This is a genomic window from Pseudomonas sp. LFS044 (assembly GCF_047978245.1).
Lineage (GTDB): Bacteria > Pseudomonadota > Gammaproteobacteria > Pseudomonadales > Pseudomonadaceae > Aquipseudomonas.
Window position 1 is genome coordinate 188,029 of the sequence record NZ_JBFPFX010000005.1, and the last position, 21,323, is coordinate 209,351.

The 21,323-nt window shown below is 63.0% G+C and carries 19 protein-coding genes; 10 read left to right on the forward strand and 9 right to left on the reverse strand.

Translation table 11 applies throughout. The annotated features are described in order from the left end of the window. Positions 1-29: 29 nt before the first annotated feature. Both ACNQPL_RS06215 and ACNQPL_RS06220 read right to left on the reverse strand, forming a co-directional pair. Positions 30-227 carry a YbdD/YjiX family protein gene (locus ACNQPL_RS06215; RefSeq protein ID WP_008094130.1) on the reverse strand — a complete coding sequence of 66 codons (198 nt, stop codon included), beginning with the start codon at positions 225-227 and terminating at the stop codon, positions 30-32. A 13-nt stretch (positions 228-240) separates the two neighbouring features. Next, a complete protein-coding gene (locus tag ACNQPL_RS06220; protein ID WP_346613914.1) occupies positions 241-2,307 on the reverse strand; it encodes a carbon starvation CstA family protein in 2,067 nt (688 codons plus the stop codon). Between the two features lie 165 nt (positions 2,308-2,472). Between ACNQPL_RS06220 and ACNQPL_RS06225 the strand changes: the two genes are divergently transcribed. Next, positions 2,473-2,835: a PilZ domain-containing protein gene (locus ACNQPL_RS06225; protein WP_346613913.1), complete on the forward strand. Its 363-nt coding sequence runs from the start codon at positions 2,473-2,475 to the stop codon at positions 2,833-2,835. A 263-nt stretch (positions 2,836-3,098) separates the two neighbouring features. Next, positions 3,099-4,616 carry a nucleobase:cation symporter-2 family protein gene (locus ACNQPL_RS06230; protein WP_416466231.1) on the forward strand — a complete coding sequence of 506 codons (1,518 nt, stop codon included), beginning with the start codon at positions 3,099-3,101 and terminating at the stop codon, positions 4,614-4,616. 178 nt (positions 4,617-4,794) lie between these two features. On the opposite strand, the gene radA is transcribed toward ACNQPL_RS06230, so the two are convergent. Further along, positions 4,795-6,162 carry a DNA repair protein RadA gene (radA, locus tag ACNQPL_RS06235; protein ID WP_346613911.1) on the reverse strand — a complete coding sequence of 456 codons (1,368 nt, stop codon included), beginning with the start codon at positions 6,160-6,162 and terminating at the stop codon, positions 4,795-4,797. Between the two features lie 178 nt (positions 6,163-6,340). Here radA and mscL point away from each other — a divergent pair, with 178 nt between their 5' ends. Then, entirely contained in the window at positions 6,341-6,760 is a 420-nt protein-coding gene (gene mscL / locus ACNQPL_RS06240) for a large-conductance mechanosensitive channel protein MscL (protein ID WP_346613910.1), read from the forward strand. 115 nt (positions 6,761-6,875) lie between these two features. Here the strand turns inward: mscL and ACNQPL_RS06245 are convergent, their stop codons facing one another. Beyond that, entirely contained in the window at positions 6,876-7,652 is a 777-nt protein-coding gene (locus ACNQPL_RS06245) for a ferredoxin--NADP reductase (protein ID WP_416466232.1), read from the reverse strand. A 212-nt stretch (positions 7,653-7,864) separates the two neighbouring features. Here ACNQPL_RS06245 and ACNQPL_RS06250 point away from each other — a divergent pair, with 212 nt between their 5' ends. Both ACNQPL_RS06250 and ACNQPL_RS06255 read left to right on the forward strand, forming a co-directional pair. Continuing rightward, the gene (locus ACNQPL_RS06250; RefSeq protein WP_416466233.1) at positions 7,865-8,578 is read left to right on the forward strand and encodes an autoinducer binding domain-containing protein; all 714 of its coding nucleotides are present in this window, start codon (positions 7,865-7,867) and stop codon (positions 8,576-8,578) included. 93 nt (positions 8,579-8,671) lie between these two features. Continuing rightward, positions 8,672-9,796: a methyltransferase gene (locus tag ACNQPL_RS06255; RefSeq protein ID WP_416466234.1), complete on the forward strand. Its 1,125-nt coding sequence runs from the start codon at positions 8,672-8,674 to the stop codon at positions 9,794-9,796. 117 nt (positions 9,797-9,913) lie between these two features. On the opposite strand, the gene ACNQPL_RS06260 is transcribed toward ACNQPL_RS06255, so the two are convergent. From ACNQPL_RS06260 to ACNQPL_RS06270, 3 genes are read right to left on the reverse strand one after another with little or no spacing between them, the layout of a single operon-like run. Beyond that, positions 9,914-10,069, reverse strand: a complete 156-nt coding sequence (locus tag ACNQPL_RS06260; RefSeq protein ID WP_346613906.1) for a DUF2474 domain-containing protein — start codon at positions 10,067-10,069, stop codon at positions 9,914-9,916. 9 nt (positions 10,070-10,078) lie between these two features. After that, on the reverse strand, positions 10,079-11,086 hold the full coding sequence (gene cydB / locus ACNQPL_RS06265) for a cytochrome d ubiquinol oxidase subunit II (protein WP_416466235.1): 1,008 nt from the start codon (positions 11,084-11,086) through the stop codon (positions 10,079-10,081). Positions 11,087-11,089: 3 nt separating this feature from the next. Next, the gene (locus ACNQPL_RS06270; protein ID WP_416466236.1) at positions 11,090-12,526 is read right to left on the reverse strand and encodes a cytochrome ubiquinol oxidase subunit I; all 1,437 of its coding nucleotides are present in this window, start codon (positions 12,524-12,526) and stop codon (positions 11,090-11,092) included. Between the two features lie 346 nt (positions 12,527-12,872). On the opposite strand from ACNQPL_RS06270, the gene ACNQPL_RS06275 reads away from it, so the two are divergent. The 3 genes from ACNQPL_RS06275 (at position 12,873) to trmA (ending at position 16,693) form a co-directional block, all read left to right on the forward strand. Beyond that, complete coding sequence (locus ACNQPL_RS06275) at positions 12,873-14,093, forward strand: MFS transporter (RefSeq protein WP_416466237.1); 1,221 nt, start codon at positions 12,873-12,875, stop codon at positions 14,091-14,093. 222 nt (positions 14,094-14,315) lie between these two features. After that, the gene (locus ACNQPL_RS06280; protein ID WP_346613902.1) at positions 14,316-15,611 is read left to right on the forward strand and encodes an NCS2 family permease; all 1,296 of its coding nucleotides are present in this window, start codon (positions 14,316-14,318) and stop codon (positions 15,609-15,611) included. Further along, positions 15,608-16,693, forward strand: coding sequence for a tRNA (uridine(54)-C5)-methyltransferase TrmA (trmA, locus tag ACNQPL_RS06285; RefSeq protein ID WP_346613901.1), 1,086 nt, complete (start codon positions 15,608-15,610; stop codon positions 16,691-16,693). Before ACNQPL_RS06280 ends, trmA begins: the two co-directional genes overlap by 4 nt. Before the next feature lie 38 nt (positions 16,694-16,731). On the opposite strand, the gene pcaG is transcribed toward trmA, so the two are convergent. Both pcaG and pcaH read right to left on the reverse strand, forming a co-directional pair. Next, on the reverse strand, positions 16,732-17,337 hold the full coding sequence (pcaG, locus tag ACNQPL_RS06290; RefSeq protein ID WP_346613900.1) for a protocatechuate 3,4-dioxygenase subunit alpha: 606 nt from the start codon (positions 17,335-17,337) through the stop codon (positions 16,732-16,734). Between the two features lie 10 nt (positions 17,338-17,347). Next, positions 17,348-18,067: a protocatechuate 3,4-dioxygenase subunit beta gene (gene pcaH / locus ACNQPL_RS06295; protein ID WP_346613899.1), complete on the reverse strand. Its 720-nt coding sequence runs from the start codon at positions 18,065-18,067 to the stop codon at positions 17,348-17,350. A gap of 181 nt (positions 18,068-18,248) precedes the next feature. Here pcaH and ACNQPL_RS06300 point away from each other — a divergent pair, with 181 nt between their 5' ends. Together ACNQPL_RS06300 and ACNQPL_RS06305 are read left to right on the forward strand one after the other, a co-directional pair. Further along, positions 18,249-19,139, forward strand: coding sequence for a neutral zinc metallopeptidase (locus ACNQPL_RS06300; RefSeq protein WP_346613898.1), 891 nt, complete (start codon positions 18,249-18,251; stop codon positions 19,137-19,139). 194 nt (positions 19,140-19,333) lie between these two features. Beyond that, positions 19,334-21,253, forward strand: coding sequence for a methyl-accepting chemotaxis protein (locus ACNQPL_RS06305; RefSeq protein WP_346613897.1), 1,920 nt, complete (start codon positions 19,334-19,336; stop codon positions 21,251-21,253). The last annotated feature ends 70 nt before the right edge of the window (positions 21,254-21,323 follow it).

The window sequence follows — 21,323 nt, forward strand, 5'->3', positions numbered from 1 at the left end:
GCTCCCACAGGTTCACGCAGTGTGCCGGCTCAGCAGCACTTGGGGCCGGACTTGCCACCGTAGCGGGCTTCCTGGCGTTCGCGGAAGAACGCCTCGTAGCTCATCACCGGCTTGTCCGGGTGCTTGGTCTGCATGTGCTCGACATAGTTGTCGTAGTCGGGCATGCCGACCATCAGGCGGGCTGCCTGCCCCAGGTACTTACCCAGTCGACCCAGGTCGTTGAACATCGCAGCATTCCTCTCAAGCGTCAGGCAAAGCCTGGAACGGGGTTTCCTTGTCGGTGCGCTCCTTGCGGCCAAGGGCGGCGTAGCCAACCTTGACGGCGAAGAACAGCACGCTGAACACCACTATCAGGAACAGCACGGTCAGGCCTGCGTTGGTGTAGGCGTTGTAGATCACATGCTGCATTTGCCCGATGTCCTTGGCCGGGGCCAGTACCTGGCCGGCGTCCAGCGCGGTGCTGTACTTCTTGGCCAGGGCCAGGAAGCCAACGGCCGGGTTCGGGTCGAACAGCTTGATCAGGCCCGCGGTGGTGGTGCAGATCAGCAGCCACACGGCTGGCAGCAGGGTGACCCAGACGTAGCGCTGGCGCTTCATCTTGATCAGCACCACGGTGCCGAGCATCAGGGCGATACCGGCCAGCATCTGGTTGGAGATGCCGAACAGCGGCCACAGGGTGTTGATGCCACCCAGCGGGTCGATCACGCCCTGGTACAGCAGGTAGCCCCACAGCGCCACGCAGCCGGCGGTGCCGATCAGGTTGGCGGTCCACGACTCGGTACGTTTCAGGGCCGGGACGAAGCTGCCCAGCAGGTCCTGCAGCATGAAGCGGCCCGCGCGGGTACCGGCGTCCACGGCAGTCAGGATGAACAGCGCCTCGAACAGGATCGCGAAGTGGTACCAGAAGGCCATGGTGTTTTCACCCGGCAGCACCTGGTGCAGGATCTGCGCAATACCCACCGCCAGCGTCGGCGCACCACCGGCACGGGCCAGGATGGTGTGCTCGCCGATGTCACGGGCAACCGCTTCAAGCTGCTCGGGGCTGATCAGGAAACCCCAACTGCTGACCGTCTGCGCCACCGAAACCACGTCGGAGCCCACCACGGCGGCCGGGCTGTTCATGGCGAAATACACGCCCGGCTCGATTACCGAAGCGGCGACCATCGCCATGATGGCAACGAACGACTCCATCAGCATGCCGCCGTAGCCGATGTAACGGGCGTTGGTTTCGTTGTCCAGCAGCTTCGGCGTGGTCCCCGAGGAGATCAGCGCGTGGAAACCGGACACCGCACCACAGGCGATGGTGATGAACAGGAACGGGAACAGAGTGCCCTTCCATACCGGGCCAGTACCGTCGGTAAACTGGGTCAGCGCGGGCATTTTCAGCTCGGGCGCGATGATCAGGATACCGATGGCCAGGCCGACGATGGTGCCGATCTTGAGGAAGGTCGACAGGTAGTCACGCGGCGCCAGCACCAGCCATACCGGCAGCACGGCAGCGACAAAACCATAGCCCACCAGCATCCAGGTGATCTGCACGCCAGTGAAGGTGAACGCCGGGCCCCACACCGGGTCCGCGGCAATCTGGCCCCCCAGCCAGATCGACGCCAGCAGCAGCACCACGCCGACCACCGAGATTTCGCCGATGCGGCCCGGGCGGATATAGCGCATGTAGATGCCCATGAACATCGCGATCGGGATGGTCGCCATCACCGTGAACATGCCCCATGGGCTTTCGGCCAGGGCCTTGACCACGATCAGCGCCAGCACCGCAAGGATGATGATCATGATCAGGAAGCAGCCGAACAGGGCGATGGTGCCCGGGATGCGGCCCATTTCCTCGCGCACCATGTCGCCCAGCGAGCGACCGTTACGGCGGGTGGACAGGAACAGGACCATGAAGTCCTGCACCGCACCGGCCAGCACCACGCCGGCGATCAGCCAGAGCGTGCCGGGCAGGTAGCCCATCTGCGCAGCGAGCACAGGGCCGACCAGGGGCCCGGCGCCTGCAATAGCGGCGAAGTGGTGACCGAAGAGGATGTGTTTGTTGGTCGGGACGTAGTCCAGGCCGTCATTGTTGAGTACCGCGGGGGTGGCCCGGCGGGCATCGAGTTGCATCACCTTGGTGGCGATGAACAGGCTGTAGTAGCGATAGGCGACCAGGTAGATGGCCACTGACGCGACTACGATCCACAAGGCATTGATCGCCTCGCCGCGACGCAGGGCAACCACACCCAGCGCGCAGGCTCCTATGACTGCCAGCGCCAGCCACGGAATGTGGCGTAGCAGGCTATTATTGTTGTTCATGGTTTGCTTCCAGCTGGTGGATTGGAAAGACCGCCCACCGAGTCTAGGGCCAGTCATCGCGCATTGCCACACTTGCTTTGGTCTAGAGCCTCTGCGGCCAGATTGCGGTACCTGATAGCCACACAGGATTAACTATAGTCAGGATGAACCCCGGAGGGCTTGCCCATGCGCCAACACGACGAACGTCGCCGTTTTCAACGCATCGAGTTCGATGCCCCCGCCGAGTTGCGCCAGGGGAACCGCCGCTGGCCGGCAAAACTCATCGATCTGTCGCTTAAAGGCCTGCTGGTAGAACGCCCGAGAACCTGGGACGCCGACCTGACCCAGGATTTCGACGCGATCATCCACCTCGACCGGTATACCCGCGTGCAGATGCAAGTCGAACTGCGTCACGAGGAGCCTACTCGCCTGGGTTTCGTGTGCCTGTTCATCGACGTCGAATCGATGACGCATTTGCACCGTCTTGTGGAATTGAACCTTGCAGACAGCACCGAAATGATGCGTGAGCTGCGCCAACTCATCGAATAATGGAATCTCTTAGCTAGCTTAGATTTTTCCCACCTTGCGTTTCTTGTCTACCCAGACAGCTTCATGCCTGGGTAGCAGTGCTTTGTACACAGCCCTCTAGCACAGCATCCACCCACTTGGTACGCGATCTGCATCAGGGTCTTGCACACACTGCAAGGTCGCTTGTTCGCGCTCCAATCAAAATATTGTATACAATTTTTGTAGCAATCATTTGTAGGAAGTGTCTACAGTAGCGGCACAACAATAAACAGAGAGCCTGCTCAATGACTACGTCCCCTAGCACGTCTCCCGCCAAGCGCCCCGAGGACGAAAACCTCGGCCTTGGTGCCAACCTGGCTTATGGTCTGCAGCATGTGCTGACCATGTATGGCGGGATCGTCGCAGTACCCCTGATCCTGGGGCAGGCCGCGGGCCTGAACGGTGCCGAGATCGGCATGCTGATCGCCGCTTCGCTGTTCGCCGGTGGCCTGGCCACGCTGTTGCAAACGCTTGGCCTGCCCTTCTTCGGTTGCCAGTTGCCGTTGGTACAAGGCGTGTCTTTCGCCGGCGTGGCGACCATGGGGGCGATTCTCAGCAGCGAGGGCGGTGGTGGCTTGCCTGGCGTGCTGGGCGCGGTCATGGCGGCTTCGCTGATCGGCTTCCTGATCACCCCGGTGTTCTCGCGCATCACCAAGTTCTTCCCACCGCTGGTCACCGGCATCGTCATCACCACCATCGGCCTGACCCTGATGCCGGTGGCGGCGCGCTGGGTGATGGGCGGCAACAGCGCTTCGCCGGAGTTCGGCAGCATGGCCAACATTGGCCTGGCGGGGCTTACCTTCGCCATCGTGCTGTTGCTGAGCAAGCTGGGCAGCGCGACCATTTCGCGGCTGTCGATTCTGCTGGCGATGGTGTTCGGTACCCTGATCGCCTGGGCGCTGGGCATGACCGACTTCAGCAAGGTCGCCGAAGGCCCGATGTTCGCCTTCCCCACGCCGTTCCACTTCGGCATGCCGACCTTCCACATCGCGGCCATCCTGTCGATGTGCATCGTGATCATGGTGACGCTGGTGGAAACCTCGGCAGACATCCTCGCCGTGGGTGAAATCATCGACACCAAGGTCGACTCCAAACGCCTGGGCGACGGCCTGCGCGCCGACATGGCGTCGAGCATCCTGGCGCCGATCTTCGGCTCCTTCACCCAAAGCGCCTTCGCCCAGAACGTCGGCCTGGTGGCCGTGACCGGGGTCAGAAGCCGCTACGTGGTGGCGACTGGTGGCGTGATCCTGGTAGTGCTGGGCCTGCTGCCGGTCATGGGCCGGGTGATTGCCGCGGTCCCGACACCGGTACTCGGCGGGGCAGGCATCGTGCTGTTCGGCACCGTGGCGGCCAGTGGCATTCGTACCCTGTCGAAGGTCAACTACAAGAACAACGTCAACCTGATCATCGTCGCCGCTTCGCTGGGCTTCGGCATGATCCCGATTGCCGCACCGACCTTCTACCACCAATTCCCGAACTGGTTCGAGACCATCTTCCACTCGGGCATCAGCTCGGCGGCGATCATGGCTATCCTGCTGAACCTGATCTTCAACCACTTCACGGCCGGCAACTCGGACCAGCAGTCGGTATTTGCCGCGGCCTACGAACGGACCATCCAGTATTCGGACATCTCCTCGCTGCGTGATGGCGATTTCTTCAAGGATGGCAAGCTGTTCGATGCCGAAGGCAACGAGGTGCCCGTGCTGGAACTGGACGAGCATGGCAATGCGGCGCCCAGGCGAACACCGGTCGCCGAGCATTGACCGCTGACTGAGCGGTAAGCAGGGGAGCCGACGCGCATCGTCGGCTCCCCTTTTTGCTTGTCTGTACTGGCCTCTTCGCGGGGCAAGCCCGCTCCCACAGGCTCCCCACAGCTTCTGGACCCTGTGGGGAGCCTGTGGGAGCGGGCTTGCCCCGCGAAGGAGCCGGACAGACTATGAATTACTCGAACAAGGCATCCAGGGCCTGTTCCAGCCGAGTCACGGCAATCACCTGCAGCCCAGGCGGCGATTCCTTGGGCGCATTGCCCTTGGGCACGATGGCCCGCTTGAAGCCATGCTTTGCCGCCTCCTTCAAGCGCTCCTGCCCGCTCGGCACCGGCCGCACTTCGCCGGACAGGCCGATCTCGCCGAACACCAGCAACCCGTGGGCCAATGGCCGGTTGCGCAGGCTGGACATCACCGCCGCCAGCAAGGCCAGGTCGGAGGCCGTTTCGAGCACCTTCACCCCGCCAACCACGTTGAGAAACACGTCCTGGTCATGGGTGGGAATACCGCCATGGCGGTGCAGGACCGCCAGCAGCATGGCCAGGCGGTTCTGGTCCAGGCCCAGGGTGACCCGCCGTGGGTTGGCCAGGTGGCTGTCGTCGACCAGCGCCTGCACTTCCACCAGCATCGGCCGGGTACCTTCCCAGGTAGCCATGACCACACTGCCCGGCACTTCCTCCTGGGCCCGGTTGAGGAAGATCGCCGAAGGGTTGGAAACCTCCTTCAAGCCGCGATCGGTCATGCCGAACACACCCAGCTCGTTGATTGCGCCAAAGCGGTTCTTCACTGCCCGCAACAGGCGCAGGCGGCCATCGGATTCGCCCTCGAAATACAGCACCGTGTCGACCATGTGCTCCAGCACGCGAGGCCCTGCCAGCGAACCTTCCTTGGTGACATGGCCAACCAGGAAGATCGCCGTACCGCTCTGTTTGGCATAGCGCACCAGCAAGGCGGCACTCTCGCGCACCTGGGCCACGCCGCCTGGGGCCGACTGCAGTTGTTCGGTGAAGATGGTCTGGATCGAGTCGATGACCATGACGCGGGGCTTTTCCTGCCGCGCCGTGGCGATGATCGTCTCGATGCAGGTTTCGGTCATGACCTTGAGCTTGTCCTGCGGCAGGCCCAGGCGCCGCGAGCGCATGGCCACCTGCTGTTGCGATTCCTCGCCTGTGACATACAACGCGGGCATGTTCACGGCGATGTTGCACAAGGTCTGCAGCAGGATGGTCGATTTGCCGATGCCGGGGTCGCCGCCGATCAACACCACCGAGCCATCGACCAGGCCGCCACCCAGCACACGATCGAGCTCGGTGCTGCTGGTGGTGAAGCGCGGAATTTCCTCAACGCTGACTTCGGCCAGGGTCTTGAGCTGCGCTTGCTGCCCCGCCCAACCTGTACGCCCGCTGGGCGCCGCCGCGCCACCGCTCTCGATCATGGTTTCGACCAGGGTGTTCCAGGCCCCGCATTCGCCACACTGGCCGGCCCATTTGGGGAAGGTCGCACCGCATTCGGTGCAGCCATACAAACGCTTGGCTTTGGCCATGGGGCAGGGTCTCCTGGAAAAAGTCGCCATGATAGCCGACGCAGACGTGCCTCGAACGCGTTGGGATGCGACAAAACTATTCGTTCTAAGCGCAGTCACTACCCCTGAACGTCACGCATGAAGCGTTTTAGTGGCTTACACTGCGTTAACCTCACCATTTGTTACAAAGGAATCGAACATGGGAATGATCAGTGAGTTCAAGGCCTTCGCGGTCAAAGGCAATGTCGTCGACATGGCGGTCGGTATCATCATCGGCGCAGCCTTCGGCAAGATCGTCTCCTCTTTCGTCGGCGACGTGGTCATGCCGCCACTGGGGCTGCTGATCGGCGGCGTGGACTTCAGTGACCTGGCCATTACCCTGAAGGCCGCAGAGGGCGATATCCCCGCCGTGGTGCTGGCTTACGGCAAATTCATTCAGACCGTGATCGACTTCGTGATCGTGGCGTTTGCCATCTTCATGGGCGTGAAGGTCATCAACCGCCTGAAGCGCGAGGAGGCCGTGGCCCCGAGCGTGCCGCCTGCCCCGACGCCTCAGGAAACATTGCTGACCGAGATTCGCGACCTGCTCAAGACGCAGAACCAGGATCGCCTGCCTTGAACAATCTGGGGGCGCCTCGCGCCCCAATCGCCGGCAAGCCGGCTCCCACAGGTATATGCAGTTCGCTCGTCGGAGCCGGCTTGCAGGCGATTGGGGCGCAAAGCGGCCCCGTGCATCACCAGTAGTTTTCCACCGCTACCTGCCCCGGCCGTTTGCTCAGGCTCAGCTGCAGGTCGCGCGCCTTGAGCACTTTGCGCGTGTCATCAATCATCTCTGGGTTACCGCAGAGCATGATCCGCGAGTGCTCAGGCGAAAACTCAAGCCCCGCCGCCTTCTCCAATTCACCGGTCTCGATCAGTGTGGTGATGCGCGCGTTCAATGCCCCCGGGTGGGGCTCGCGGGTAACCACCGGGATAAACTGCAACTTGCCTGCGAACTCGGCCAGGTATTCACGCTGTTCCAGCCCGGCGATGTCGTCCACATACGCCAGCTCCTTCGCCTCGCGCACTGAATACACCAGCTTGATGTTGTCGAAACGCTCCCAGGCTTCAAAATCCTGCAGGATCGACATGAACGGAGCAATGCCGGTACCGGTCGCCAGCAACCACAGGTCACGCCCGCCGACGAAGCGGTCGAGGGTCAGGAAGCCGAATGCCTGGCGGTCGATCAGCAAGGTGTCGCCCTCGCCCAGGCGGCTCAGCTCGCTGGTGAACTCCCCGCCCGGCACCACGATGGAAAAGAAGTCCAGGTGATCGTCGTGCGGCGCACTCACCATGGAATAGGCACGCCAGACCACACTGCCGTCGGCCTTGGTTACGCCAAGCCGGGCGAACTGGCCGGCACGGAAGCGAAACCCCGTATCGCGAGTCACCCGCAGGCTGAACAGGTTCGGCGTCAGCGGCTGGACGTCGAGCAGGGTCTGGCGGGTAAACTTGTCGGCACTGGCGGTCATGACGGGCTCCAAAAATAGCGTGTGCACAGTGTCGCGCAAAGCGGCCTGGATAAAAACCACCTAGATGTAGGGGCACGGCAAGTCAATCGTGCCGTTTTCTCAGAGAAACCTGATCGCTATAACAAAAAAATCCCAACACAGCGCTCGGACTTTTCCTACAATGCTTCGGGTATGCGAACGGATTGGATCCGCAAACCGAGGGAGTGTGCCGGATGCTTCAATGGAATCACGAGCATCTACATAGGTTGATCAGCGAGAGCGCGCCGCAAAAGGTGTTCGACCTCGCTGTGCACCTGGCACAGGATATGGACATGGACTTCCTGGGCCTGAAAATTCGCATTCAGCTTGCAGCTCAAGCACCCAAGCTCTTCCTCTACAGCAACTACCCCGAGGCCTGGATCGAGCGTTATCAGCGCGATGATTTCTATAAAGAGGACGCGGCAGCCGTCTGCAGCCATGCCTCGACGATGCCGGTGCTGTGGACCGATGAGCTTTATCGTGAAACGCCGCATTTTCGCCAGCAAGCCTGCGAACACGGCCTGCGCCATGGCTGGACGCAGTCGCTGCACGACCTGCAGCACAACGAGAGCCAGGTCAGTGTTTGCAGGCCCACCGGCGAGGTGAGCATCGCCGAGCTCTACGACAAGGCCGGCAAGGTGCAGTGGTTGTGCCACACCCTTCACGCGATCGTCAGCGAGCATCATCTGGCCAGGCTCAGTTCGCCTCCTGTCAAAATGAGCGGGCGCGAACTCGAGGTGCTCAAATGGTCGGCCGCCGGCAAGACGGCCGCCGATGTAGCCTGCATCCTTTCCCTTTCGCAAAGCACGGTGAACTTCCACATTCGCAGCGTGATCACCAAGACCAACGCCGCCAACAAGGCAGGCGCTGTCGCCATCGCCATGATGCGCGGGCTGATCGATCAGTAGCCAGGCCTGCGACTGTCGGCAAAGCCCTGTAGAATCGCGGACCAAAGCCCGAGGCGATCCGCCACGGGCAGATCCGTACCCGAGCCAGACGCCATGCCCCTGTTGACCACCCCCTTCGCCGAACTCGACCTGATCCGCCAACCGGACCAGGCCAACGACCCGCTGCAGGCCTTCGATGCTGCCGATGAGTACCTGCTCGAACAGTTGCATGGGCAACAGCTGGCTGCCGAGTGCCGGGTGCTGGTACTCAATGACAGCTTCGGTGCCCTGGCCGCCAGCCTGGCCGGCCACCTGTCGGTGGTCAGCAGCGGCGACTCGCACCTGGCCCACCTGGCCCTGGAAAAAAACCTCGCGCGCAATGGCAAGGCGTTCGACAGCGTGCCATTCGTGCCCGCCAGCGAGCACTGGCAGGGCCCGTTCGATCGCGTGCTGGTGCGCGTGCCCAAGACCCTGGCGCTGCTTGAAGAGCAACTGATCCGCCTGCAAGGCCACCTGGCCCCCGGCGCACAAGTGATTGCCGGGGCAATGATCAAACACCTGCCGCGGGCGGCTGGCGACTTGCTGGAGAAGTACATCGGCCCGGTGCAGGCTTCGCTGGCACAGAAAAAAGCGCGCCTGCTGACCGCTACCGTCGCCGAGCGCCCCGTTGCACGTTCGCCCTACCCCACCCGCTACCAGCTGGACGCCCCTGCGCTGGAACTGCTCAACCACGCCAACGTATTCTGCCGCGACGGCCTGGACATCGGCACCCGCGCGTTCCTCCCGCACTTGCCACGCGACCTGGGCAATGCACGGGTTGCCGACCTGGGTTGCGGCAACGGCGTGCTCGGTATCGCCAGCGCGCTGGCCAACCCGCTGGCGCAGTACACGTTGGTCGATGAGTCGTACATGGCGGTGCAGTCGGCCCAGGAAAACTGGCAGGCCGCACTGGGCGACCGCGAGGTGACAGTGCTGGCAGGCGACGGCCTGGCCGGGGTGGAAAAACAGTCGCTGGACGTGGTGCTGTGCAATCCGCCGTTCCACCAGCAGCAGGTGGTGGGCGACTTCCTGGCCTGGCGCATGTTCCAGCAGGCGCGCGAAGCGCTGGTGGTGGGGGGTGCGCTGTATATCGTCGGCAACCGTCACCTGGGCTACCACAGCAAGCTGGCGCGGTTGTTCAGAGGGGTGGAGCAAGTGGCGGCGACGCCGAAGTTCGTGATCCTCAAGGCCCGCAAGTAACCATTGCGTGCCCTATCGCCGGCAAGCCGGCTCTCCCAGGCATTGCGGTGCTCTCAAGCACAACGCTGTACCTGCAGGAGCCGGCTTGCCGGCGATAGGCCCATCACTGGACAGTCTTCAATGGGTGGTCAGCCCGGCCGCCCCCATGAACAGCCGCATTACATAGGCAGCCACACCCAGCGCCGCCACGCTCATCGCCCAGATCAGCAGCAGCCAGCCCAGCCGCTGCCAAAGCGGTTTTTTCTCTTCAAGGCCATGTTTGCCAGCCATCATGCACCTCTCCTAGTGATAGCCGTCTTCGTGGGTGACCTTGCCGCGGAACACGTAGTAGCTCCAGAAGGTGTACCCAAGGATGAACGGCAGGATGAACAGCGTGCCCACCAACATGAAGCCCTGGCTTTGTGGCGGTGCAGCGGCCTCCCAGATCGAGATCGACGGCGGGATGATGTTCGGCCACAGGCTGATGCCCAGGCCACTGTAGCCAAGGAAGATCAGCACCAGGGTCAACAGGAACGGCGTGTAGTTGGCACTGCGCGCCACCGCTTTGAACAGGCCGTAGAAGGTCACCAGCACCAGGACCGGCACCGGCATGAACCACAGCAGGTTAGGCATGCTGAACCAGCGATCGGCGATCTGCGGGTAAGCGATCGGCGTCCACAGGCTGACGATACCGATCACCACCAGCAACACCAGTGCCAGTGGCCGGCCGAGTTTGTGCATCTGCGCCTGCAACGGCCCCTCGGTCTTCATGATCAGCCAGGTGCAGCCCAGCAAGGTATACGCAACGATCAGGCCCAGGCCGCAGAACAGGCTGAACGGGGTCAGCCAGTCGAGCGTGCCGCCGGCGAAATGCCGGTCGACCACTTTGAACCCCTCCATGAACGCGCCCAGCGCAACACCCTGGAAGAACGTCGCCACCAGCGAGCCGCCGATAAATGCCTTGTTCCAGATATGGCGCTTGTCATCCTTGGCCTTGAAGCGGAATTCGAACGCCACGCCGCGGAATATCAGGCCGATGAGCATCAGAATCAGCGGCAGGTACAAGGCTTCGAGCACCACTGCGTAGGCCAGTGGGAACGCCCCGAACAGCCCGGCACCGCCGAGCACTAGCCACGTCTCGTTGCCGTCCCACACGGGGGCGACGGTGTTCATCATCACGTCACGGTCATGCTCGTCCTTGACGAACGGGAAGAGCATGCCGATGCCGAGGTCAAAACCATCCATCACCACGTACATCATGACGCCGAAGATGATGATCACAGCCCAGATCAGCGGAAGGTCGATACCCATGGCTCAGTTCTCCTTGCTCAGGCTGGGGGTGTTGGCCTCGCGGCCATCATCGGCGGCAGACAGCGGCCGTGCCGGCGTGCGTTTTTGCCCGGGGCCACCCGGCGTGTGATCATCACCCTCGCCTGTTTTCGGCCCTTTGCGCACCAGGCGCATCATGTACCCAAGGCCCGTGCCGAACAGCGCGAAGTACACCACCACGAAAGCCACCAGGGTGAACCCAAGTTGTGCATAACTGTGGTTGGAAACAGCTTCCGAGGTGCGCATCAAGCCATAGACCACCCACGGCTGACGGCCGATCTCGGTGGTGAACCAGCCAGCCAGGATCGCGACCAGGCCGGACGGGCCCATCCACAGGGTCAGGTACAGGAACGGCCGTGAGCTGTAGAGGGTGCCGCGCTTGCGCAGCCACAGGCTCCACAGGCCGACGAAAATCATCAGCAAGCCCAGCCCGACCATGACCCGGAACGACCAGAAGACAATGGTCGAATTGGGCCGGTCCTCGGGTGGGAACTCCTTCATGGCCGGCACCTGTTTATCCAGGCTGTGGGTGAGGATGAGGCTGCCAAGCGCCGGGATCTCGACCTTGAAGCGGGTGGTCTCGGCTTTCATGTCGGGGATGCCGAACAGGATCAGCGGGGTTGGCTCGCCGGGCACGTTCTCCCAATGGCCTTCGATCGCGGCAATCTTTACCGGCTGGTGCTTGAGGGTGTTGAGGCCGTGGAAGTCACCGATGACTGCCTGCACCGGCGCGACGATCAGCGCCATCCACATGGCCATCGAGAGCATCTTGCGCACGGCCGGGTTGTCGCGCCCGCGCAGCAGGTGCCAGGCCGCCGAGGCGCCGACGAAGAAGGCCGTCGCAACGAACGCCGCAGTGGCCATGTGCATCAGGCGATAGGGGAACGACGGGTTGAAGATCACCGCCAGCCAGTCAACCGGAACCACACGGCCGTCGATGATCTCGTGGCCCTGCGGGGTTTGCATCCAGCTGTTGGAGGCGAGGATCCAGAACGTCGACACCAGGGTGCCCAGCGCCACCATCACCGTGGCGAAGAAGTGCAGGCCGCGGCCCACACGGTTCCAGCCGAACAGCATGACGCCGAGGAAGCCCGCCTCGAGGAAGAACGCGGTCAGCACTTCATAGGTCAGTAGCGGGCCGGTGACGGCGCCTGCGAAGTCGGAGAAGCGGCTCCAGTTGGTGCCGAACTGGTAGGCCATGACCAGGCCGGAGACCACGCCCATGCCGAAGTTGACGGCGAAGATTTTCGACCAGAAGTGGTAGAGGTCACGGTAGACCTGCTCGTGGGTCCTCAGCCAGAGGCCTTCGAGAACCGCCAGGTAGCTCGCCAGGCCGATGGTAATGGCCGGGAACAGGATGTGAAACGACACGGTAAAGGCAAACTGAATTCGGGCGAGCTCGAGGGCTTCTATTCCGAACATGGTGCTTCCTCTTCAGATAATCCGGCTTCCGGGCTTGTGGCCCCGTTGCCCACTGCCCCCACGTCTCAGTCGAGTGCGGCCTGTTGGAATTGTTCTGTTCGATCGCAGGGATTTCGGCCTACAGGCCAATTCGTTGTTTCTGGAACGATTGATCCAGATCAACGACTGCTAGGAAGCATAGTCCCGAATGGCCGGATGGGCCGTGTGGTTGATTGCCGCGTGACCTGTTGCCCCACCCTCTTTCGGGAAGCGTTGAAAAGTGCCGATCACGGCAAACAGTAACTGTTTGTTACAAACAGATGATACGCTGCGGGCCCCTCTACTGCGCCGAAGCCACAGGTTCGCGATGTCTGATTCAGCACCGCAGTTATTACGCCATCACCGCCCGTTCGTTGCCTTCTGGCTGGCACGGGTATTCACCGCCAGCGGCTTCCAGATGCTCACCGTGGCCATCGGCTGGCACCTCTACCAGCTGACCGGCAATGTGCTCGACCTCGGCCTGGTCGGCCTGGTCGAATTCGCGCCGCGCGTGCTGTTCATGCTGCACACCGGGCATGTCGCCGACCGTTATGACCGGCGCAAGGTCGCTGCCCTGTGCCAGACCCTGCAGGGCCTGATCGCCCTGGCCCTGGCGTTGGGCAGCGCCACCGACAACGTCAGCCGCGAATTGATCTTCGTGCTGGCCTTCCTGCTGGGCGCCACGCGCTCGTTCGAAATGCCCGCCACCCAGGCGCTGTTGCCCAATGTAGTGCCGCCCGGGCTGTTCCCACGGGCCGTGGCGGCGTCTGCCTCGGCGACTCAGGCGGCGACCATCGTCGCCCCGGCCGTGGGCGGTTTCCTCTATGCCTTCGGCAGCATCTGGGTGTACGGCCCGACCGTGGCCCTGTATGCCATTGCCTGCCTGCTGATGCTGAGCCTGGACTCGCGCCAGCAGGTACCGCAGCGCGGGCGCGCCAGCCTGGAGTCGCTGCTGGCCGGGATTCGCTTCATCCGCAGCCGGCCAGACATTCTCGGGGCCATTTCGCTCGACCTGTTCGCCGTACTGCTGGGCGGTGCCACCGCGCTGTTGCCGGTGTTCGCCAAGGACATTCTGTTGACCGGCCCGTGGGGCCTGGGCCTGCTGCGCTCGGCACCGGCGGTGGGGGCGCTGTTGATGTCGCTGTGGCTGGCGCGCTTCCCGGTTGAGCGCAAGGTCGGCCGCATCATGTTCACCGCGGTCGGCGTGTTTGGCGTGGCGACCATCGCGTTTGGCCTGTCGACCTCGTTCTGGTTCTCGTTGGCAGTGCTGGTGGTGCTGGGCGCGGCAGACATGATCAGCATGGTGATCCGCGGCGCCTTCGTGCAGCTGGAGACGCCCGACGAGATGCGCGGCCGGGTGAGCGCAGTCAACGGGTTGTTCATCGGTGCCTCGAATCAGCTCGGCGAGTTCGAATCCGGTGTCACGGCGCACTGGTTTGGTACGGTGCCGGCGGTGGTGATGGGCGGGGTGGGCACACTGGTGGTGACGGGGCTGTGGATAAAAATGTTCCCGACGCTGGCCAAGCGGGACCGGTTGCATAACGGTTGATCAGTTGCCTGTGCCGGCCTCTTCGCGGGACAAGCCCGCTCCCACAGGGCCGGTACCGGCTATGCAAACCCATTCCCCAACGGCCATAGGCCCCCGCCAAGCATGCTGGTATGATGCGCGGCTTTTTTCCTCCCCACACAAAACCACGGCAACCGGTACGGTCTGTGCTTTGCTGATGGGGTCGATACATTCATGGCGCCGGGGGCGCCTTGGGGAGCGGGCATGCTGGAAAGGCTGTTTCAACTAAGAGCACACAACACCAACGTGCGCACCGAGATTCTCGCGGGCGTCACCACCTTCCTGGCCATGGCCTACATCCTGTTCGTCAACCCGAGCATTCTCGGCGAAACCGGCATGGACAAGGGTGCGATCTTCGTCGCCACCTGCCTGGCCGCGGCCATCGGCTCGGCCACCATGGGCCTGATCGCCAACTACCCGATCGCCTTGGCGCCGGGCATGGGCCTGAACGCGTTCTTCACCTACACCGTGGTCCTGCACATGGGCCACACCTGGCAAGTGGCGCTGGGTGCGGTGTTCCTGTCGGCGGTGATGTTCTTCCTGTTGTCGATCTTCCGTATCCGCGAATGGATCGTGAACAGCATCCCGCTGCCACTGCGCTCGGCCATCGCGGCCGGTATTGGCCTGTTCCTGGCGCTGATCGCCCTGCATAACGCGGGCATCGTCGTCGATAACCCAGCTACCTTGGTGGGCATGGGCGACCTCAAGCAGCCTTCGGTGATCCTCGCCACACTGGGCTTCTTCCTGATCGTCGGCCTCGAGTCGCTGAAAGTGCGCGGCGCGGTGCTGATCGGCATCCTGGCCGTCACCGTCGCGTCAATCGCCATGGGCGTCACGCCGTTCGGCGGCATCGTGTCGATGCCGCCTTCGCTGGCACCGACCTTCTTGCAGCTGGACATCGCCGGTGCCCTCGATGTGGGCCTGATCAGCGTGATCTTCGCCTTCCTCTTCGTCGACTTGTTCGACAACTCCGGCACCCTGATCGCCGTGGCCAAGCGCGCCGGCCTGATGGGCAAGGACGGCCACATGCCGAAGATGGGCCGCGCCCTGATCGCCGACAGCACGGCAGCCATGGCCGGTTCGCTGCTGGGCACCTCGACTACCACCAGCTACATCGAGTCGGCGGCGGGCGTGAGCGCCGGTGGCCGCACTGGCCTCACCGCCATCGTGGTTGCCGTGCTGTTCCTGCTGGCGCTGTTCTTCGCCCCGCTGGCCGGTAGCGTACCGGCCTTCGCCACCGCCCCGGCGCTGCTGTTCGTCGCCGTACTGATGGCCTCGGGCCTGGCGGAAATAAACTGGGACGACGTCACCGAAGCTGCGCCCGTGGTGGTCACCGCCCTGGCGATGCCGCTGACCTACTCGATCGCCAACGGCATCGCTTTCGGCTTCATCTCCTGGACTGCCATCAAGCTGATCTCGGGCCGCCACCGCGACCTGAACCCGGCACTGGTGATCCTTTCCATTCTGTTCGTCATCAAGCTGGGCTGGTTCAACGCATGAGTGCTGCATTCGACCCTAGCGCCTACGACGCGCAACTGCAGGGCAAAGTCGCCCGCCTGCGTGAGCTGTTGGCCCCGTTCGGCGCGCCGGAGCCTGCCGTCTTCGACTCGCCGCGCGAGCACTACCGGTTGCGCGCCGAGTTCCGCCTGTGGCGCGAGGACGGCCAGCGCCACTATGCGATGTTCGCCCCGGGCGAGAAGCACAAGGCCATCCTGATCGACGATTTCCCCATTGCCAGCCAGCGCATCAACGCCCTGATGCCGCGCTTGAAGGCGGCCTGGCAGGCCAGTGAGGAACTCAGCAATCGCCTGTTCCAGGTGGAGTTCCTGACCACCCTGGCCGGCGATGCAATGGTCACGATGTGCTACCACCGCCCGCTCGACGAAGCCTGGGAAGTGGCCGCGCGGGAGCTGGCTGAAGCGCTGGGTGTGAGCCTGATTGGCCGGTCCAAAGGCAAACGCCTGGTGATTGGCCGTGACTATGCCGTGGAGAAACTCGAGGTCGCCGGCCGTGTGTTCAGCTATCGTCAGCCGGAAGGTGCGTTCACCCAGCCTAACGGCGCGGTAAACCAGAAGATGTTGAGCTGGGCATTCGAGGCCATCGGCGATCGCGATGACGACTTGCTGGAGCTGTATTGCGGCAACGGCAACTTCACCCTGCCGCTGGCCACACGGGTGCGCCAGGTGCTGGCCACCGAGATCAGCAAGACTTCGGTCAATGCCGCGCTGAGCAACCTTGACGAGAACGCTGTGGATAACGTGCGGCTGGTGCGGTTGTCGGCAGAAGAGCTGACCCAGGCACTGAATGACGTGCGCCCGTTCCGCCGGCTGGAAGGGATCGACCTGAAAAGCTACGCGTTCGGTACTGTGTTCGTCGACCCGCCACGCGCGGGCATGGACCCGGATACCTGCGAGCTGACCCGGCGTTTCGAGCGGATTCTGTACATTTCGTGCAACCCGGAAACGCTGGCGGCGAACATCGAGCAGTTGCAGGACACGCACCGCATCGAGCGTTGTGCGTTGTTTGACCAGTTCCCTTATACCCACCATATGGAAAGTGGGGTTTTGCTGGTTCGGCGTTGATTGGCTGAAACTGGGGCCGCAACGCGGCCCCAATACACTCAGAAGTCGAAGAACACCGTCTCCCCTTCCCCCTGAATACGGATATCGAAACGATAGGCCGTCTTCCCATCCACTTCGCAACGCTTGGCAACCAGGGTTTCGCGGCGCTGCGGCTGCTCGATCAGGTTGAGCACCGGGCATTTGGCGTTGGCTTCGGCCTCATCATCGAAATACAGCCGCGTGTGCAGGTGGATGTTGATGCCACGGGCAAACAGGCTGATGTTGATGTGCGGCGCCATCGGCACACCGGCCGCATTCTTCACCACACCAGGCTTCACAGTCTGCACGGTCCATTCACCGGCATCGAAGGTGGTGGCGGTGCGGCCGAAGCTGTTGAAGGCGTTTTCCAGGTTGTATTCATCCTGGTACTGGCCAGCGGCGTCCGCCTGCCACAGCTCCAGGAACGAATCGCGCACCAGGTGGCCGTTGCCGTCATACACCTGGCCGATCAGCAGAATGTGTTCACCCTGTGCCTCAGGCTTGGCCAGGCAGTTCCAGATTTCCTGGTCGCGGGTCGGGTTGCCGGCCGCTTCCAGGGCCAGGCCGATGTGCACGTAAGGGCCGGCGGTCTGCGAAGGGGTTTCCGGCAGCAGTTCGATTGGCATGGCGGGGTCCTCAGCAGTTTTCGAAGTGGGTCTTGCGCTGGCCGCGCAGCACGATGTCAAAGCGGTACGCCAGGCAGTCCATGGGGTTGGCGTGGCTCATGTCGAGCTTGGCAATCAGCTGCTGCACCGCTTCAGGGTTGGCGATCGACTTGACGATCGGGCACATCGGGATCAGCGGGTCGCCTTCGAAATACAGCTGGGTGATCAGCTTGGTGGCGATCGACGGGCCACTCACACCCACGTGAATGTGCGCCGGGCGCCAGTCGTTGGGGCCGTTGCGCCATGGGTACGGGCCGGGCTTGATGGTGCGGAAGCTGTAGCAGCCGTCGCGGTCGGTCAGGCAACGGCCGACACCGCCGAAGTTCGGGTCCAGCGGTGCCAGGTAGCGGTCGTTCTTGTGGCGATAGCGGCCACCAGCGTTGGCCTGCCAGATCTCCACCAAGGTGTTGGCCACCGGCTTGCCGTACTGGTCTACGACACGGCCGGCAACGATGATGCGCTCACCGATCGGCAGGCCACCGTTGTTGAAGTTCAGCAGCAGGTCGTGGTCATGGGCGCCGAAGCCCAGGTGGGTGAAATCCGGGCCGGTGGTTTCGCTGATCGACTGCGGAATGCTCACCAGTGCCTGGCGCGGCGAGCGGGCAATGGAAGTCTTGTAGTCGGGCGTCAGGGCCTTGGGGTGCCAGTTGCGATCACGGATCACGAAGCGGCTATTGTCCTGGGCGGGCATGCCGTTTTCCTCTCTTGGAATTATGAAAATTCCCCTATGGGGACTTGCAGTTTCAGATAACTCGCGCGGGATGAATATTGAAATCAGCGGTCAGATACATAACCGTATGGTTATGCATTAGTACCTTTGGCTGGGGTGAACTAATCTTTGTCTTCATGTTTCACGGTCGGGAGCACAACTCATGGAATGGCGAAAAGGCCGGCGCAGCGACAATGTGGTGGATGCCCGTGGCGAGGGCGGCGGCGGCGGCGGTATGCGCTTTGGCGGCGGCAAGGGGCTGGGGCTTGGGGCAATCCTGCTGATCGTCGGCATCGGTTGGCTCACCGGCCAGGACCCGCTGCAGATACTCGGCCAGCTCACCGGGCAGATGGAACAGCAGCAACAGCAGGCGCCCAGCGGCGCGGGCAACAAGGCGCCGGCGGCGAACGACGAGCAGGCGCAATTCGTCGCGTCGATCCTCGGCGACACCGAAGACACCTGGAAGGCCCTGTTCTCCCAGGCGGGCAAACAGTACCGCGACCCCAAACTGGTGCTGTTCAGCGGCCAAGTGAATTCCGCCTGCGGTTTTGCCTCCGCGGCGGTGGGGCCGTTCTACTGCCCGGCGGACCAACGGGTCTACCTGGACATGTCATTCTTCCGCGAAATGGAAACCCGCTTCGCCGCTGCAGGTGACTTCGCCCAGGCCTACGTGATAGCCCATGAGATCGGCCACCATGTGCAGACCTTGCTCGGTGTGTCGGCCAAGGTCGATGCCGCGCGGCGCAACGGCCAGCGCCTGGAAGGCGACAATGGCCTGCTGGTGCGCCAGGAGTTGCAGGCCGACTGCCTGGCCGGTGTCTGGGCCTATCAGGCGCAGCAACGCTTGAACTGGCTGGAGCCGGGGGATGTCGAGGAAGCACTGAATGCGGCCAACGCGATTGGTGATGACCGGTTGCAGCAAAAGGGCCAGGGGCGCGTCGTGCCGGACTCGTTTACCCATGGCACTTCGGCGCAGCGGGTACGCTGGTTCAAGGCCGGGTTTGCGCAGGGGGATGTGAACAGCTGCGATACGTTCAGTGCGCGCAGCCTGTGAAATGTTCGCGGGCTCGCCCGCGAATAGCCCGATAAAAAGCAAACGTTTTCATGCAGTTACAAAACAGCTGAAAAAGCGTTTCAGCTTCGCTGCCAAGTGCCGATAACCCCTGCACGATTCAGCGGGCATCCAGAACAACAACGCCTTGCGATCGAAAAATGATCAAGTGAGCGAAATTTTTCTGGAGAGCGTGCATGAACAGCTGGTTCGCCAACATCAGCGTCAACCTCAAACTCGGCCTGGGCTTCGGCCTGGTGCTGGTCCTTACCGGCCTGCTGGCCCTGACCGGCTGGACCAGCCTGGGCAGCCTGATCGACCGCAGCAACTGGATGGGTGATATCGGCCAGCTCAACAAAGACCTGACCGACCTGCGCGTAGCGCGCCTGCAGTACATGATCGCCAACGGCGATGATGCCGCCGCTGCCAACACCCAGGCCAAGCTGGATGCGTTCAGCAAGCAGCAGGAATACCTGGTCGGCACCTTCAAGAGCCCGGAAAACGTCAAGCTGCTCAAAGAGCTTGGCCAGACCATCAGCGAGTACAAGGTCTCGCTGAACAAGATGCGCGCGGGCTACAAGAGCTCGCTGGCCGCCCGTGAAGCGATGAACGTGTCGGCCGCGCAGGCCGACGCTGCCATGGAAACCCTTAGCCAGGACGTCATGGCCCGCCCCGAGGCCGACAGCGTGCGCCTGGCGCAATACCAGTTGATCAGCAAAACCCGCCAGCAACTGCTGCAAGTGCGTGTGGACGTGCGCGGCTACATCGCCGAAAACACCGCGGCCAACGAACAGGCGGCGCTGCGCCAGCTGGAATCGGCACTGGTGCAAATCGACACCCTCAAGCGCCAGCTGCCAGCCGAAGCCACGCGCGTGCAACAGTTCGAACAGTCGGTTCAGGCCTACCGTGAGGCAGTGCGCCAGTTCCGCGATGCGGTCGCAACCATCACCACCTCCCGCGCAGAAATGACCGTTCAGGGCGCCGACATCGTCAAGCGCAGCGACGCCTTGTACAAGATCCAGATCGAGCGCCGCGACATCGAAAGCAGCCAGGCCCGCAGCCTGCAGACCATCGCCACGTTGCTGGCGCTGCTGGCCGGTGTACTGGCGGCAGTCATCATCACCCGCCAGATCACCCGCCCTCTGCAGGAGACCCTGCAAGCCGTGGAGCGCATCGCCGGCGGCGACCTCACCCACGACATGCGGGTTACCCGCCGCGACGAAATCGGCGTGCTGCAACAAGGCATCGCGCGCATGGGCACCACCCTGCGTGAGCTGATCAGCGGTATCCGTGATGGCGTCACGCAGATCGCCAGCGCCGCCGAAGAGCTGTCGGCCGTCACCGAGCAGACCAGTGCGGGGGCCAACAGCCAGAAGGTCGAAACCGACCAGGTGGCTACCGCCATGCACGAAATGGCCGCGACCGTTCAGGAAGTGGCGCGCAATGCCGAGCAGGCTTCGCATGCTGCAACCGGTGCCGACGATGAAGCGCGCGCGGGTGATCGCGTGGTCGGTGAGGCGATCAGCCAGATCGAACGCCTGGCCGAAGAAGTGCACCGTTCCACCGAAGCCATGAATCTGCTGCAACAGGAAAGCCAGAAGATCGGCAGCGTGATGGACGTGATCAAGTCGGTGGCCGAACAAACCAACCTGCTGGCGCTGAACGCCGCGATCGAAGCCGCCCGCGCCGGCGAAGCTGGCCGTGGTTTTGCCGTGGTCGCCGACGAAGTGCGCGGCCTGGCCCAGCGCACGCAGAAGTCCACCGAAGAGATCGAAGAGCTGGTCGCCGGCCTGCAGCATGGCACCCAGCAGGTGGCCAACGCCATGCAAGGCAGCCGTACTCTGACCGACAGCAGCGTCGAGCTGGCGCGCAAGGCCGGGGCTTCGCTGGAGAACATCACCAGCACGGTGTCGAGCATCCAGTCGATGAACCAGCAGATTGCTGCGGCGGCCGAGCAGCAGAGTGCGGTGGCTGAAGAGATCAGCCGGAGCATTCTGAATGTGCGGGATGTGTCGGAGCAGACGGCGGCGGCCAGTGACGAGACGGCGGCGTCGAGCGTCGAGCTGGCGCGCCTGGGTGGGCACTTGCAGATGTTGGTCAGCCAGTTCCGGGTGTGACTACAGGCTTGGGGCCGCTATGCGGCCCAATCGCCGGCAAGCCAGCTCCTACAGGTAGTGCGCAACCTCA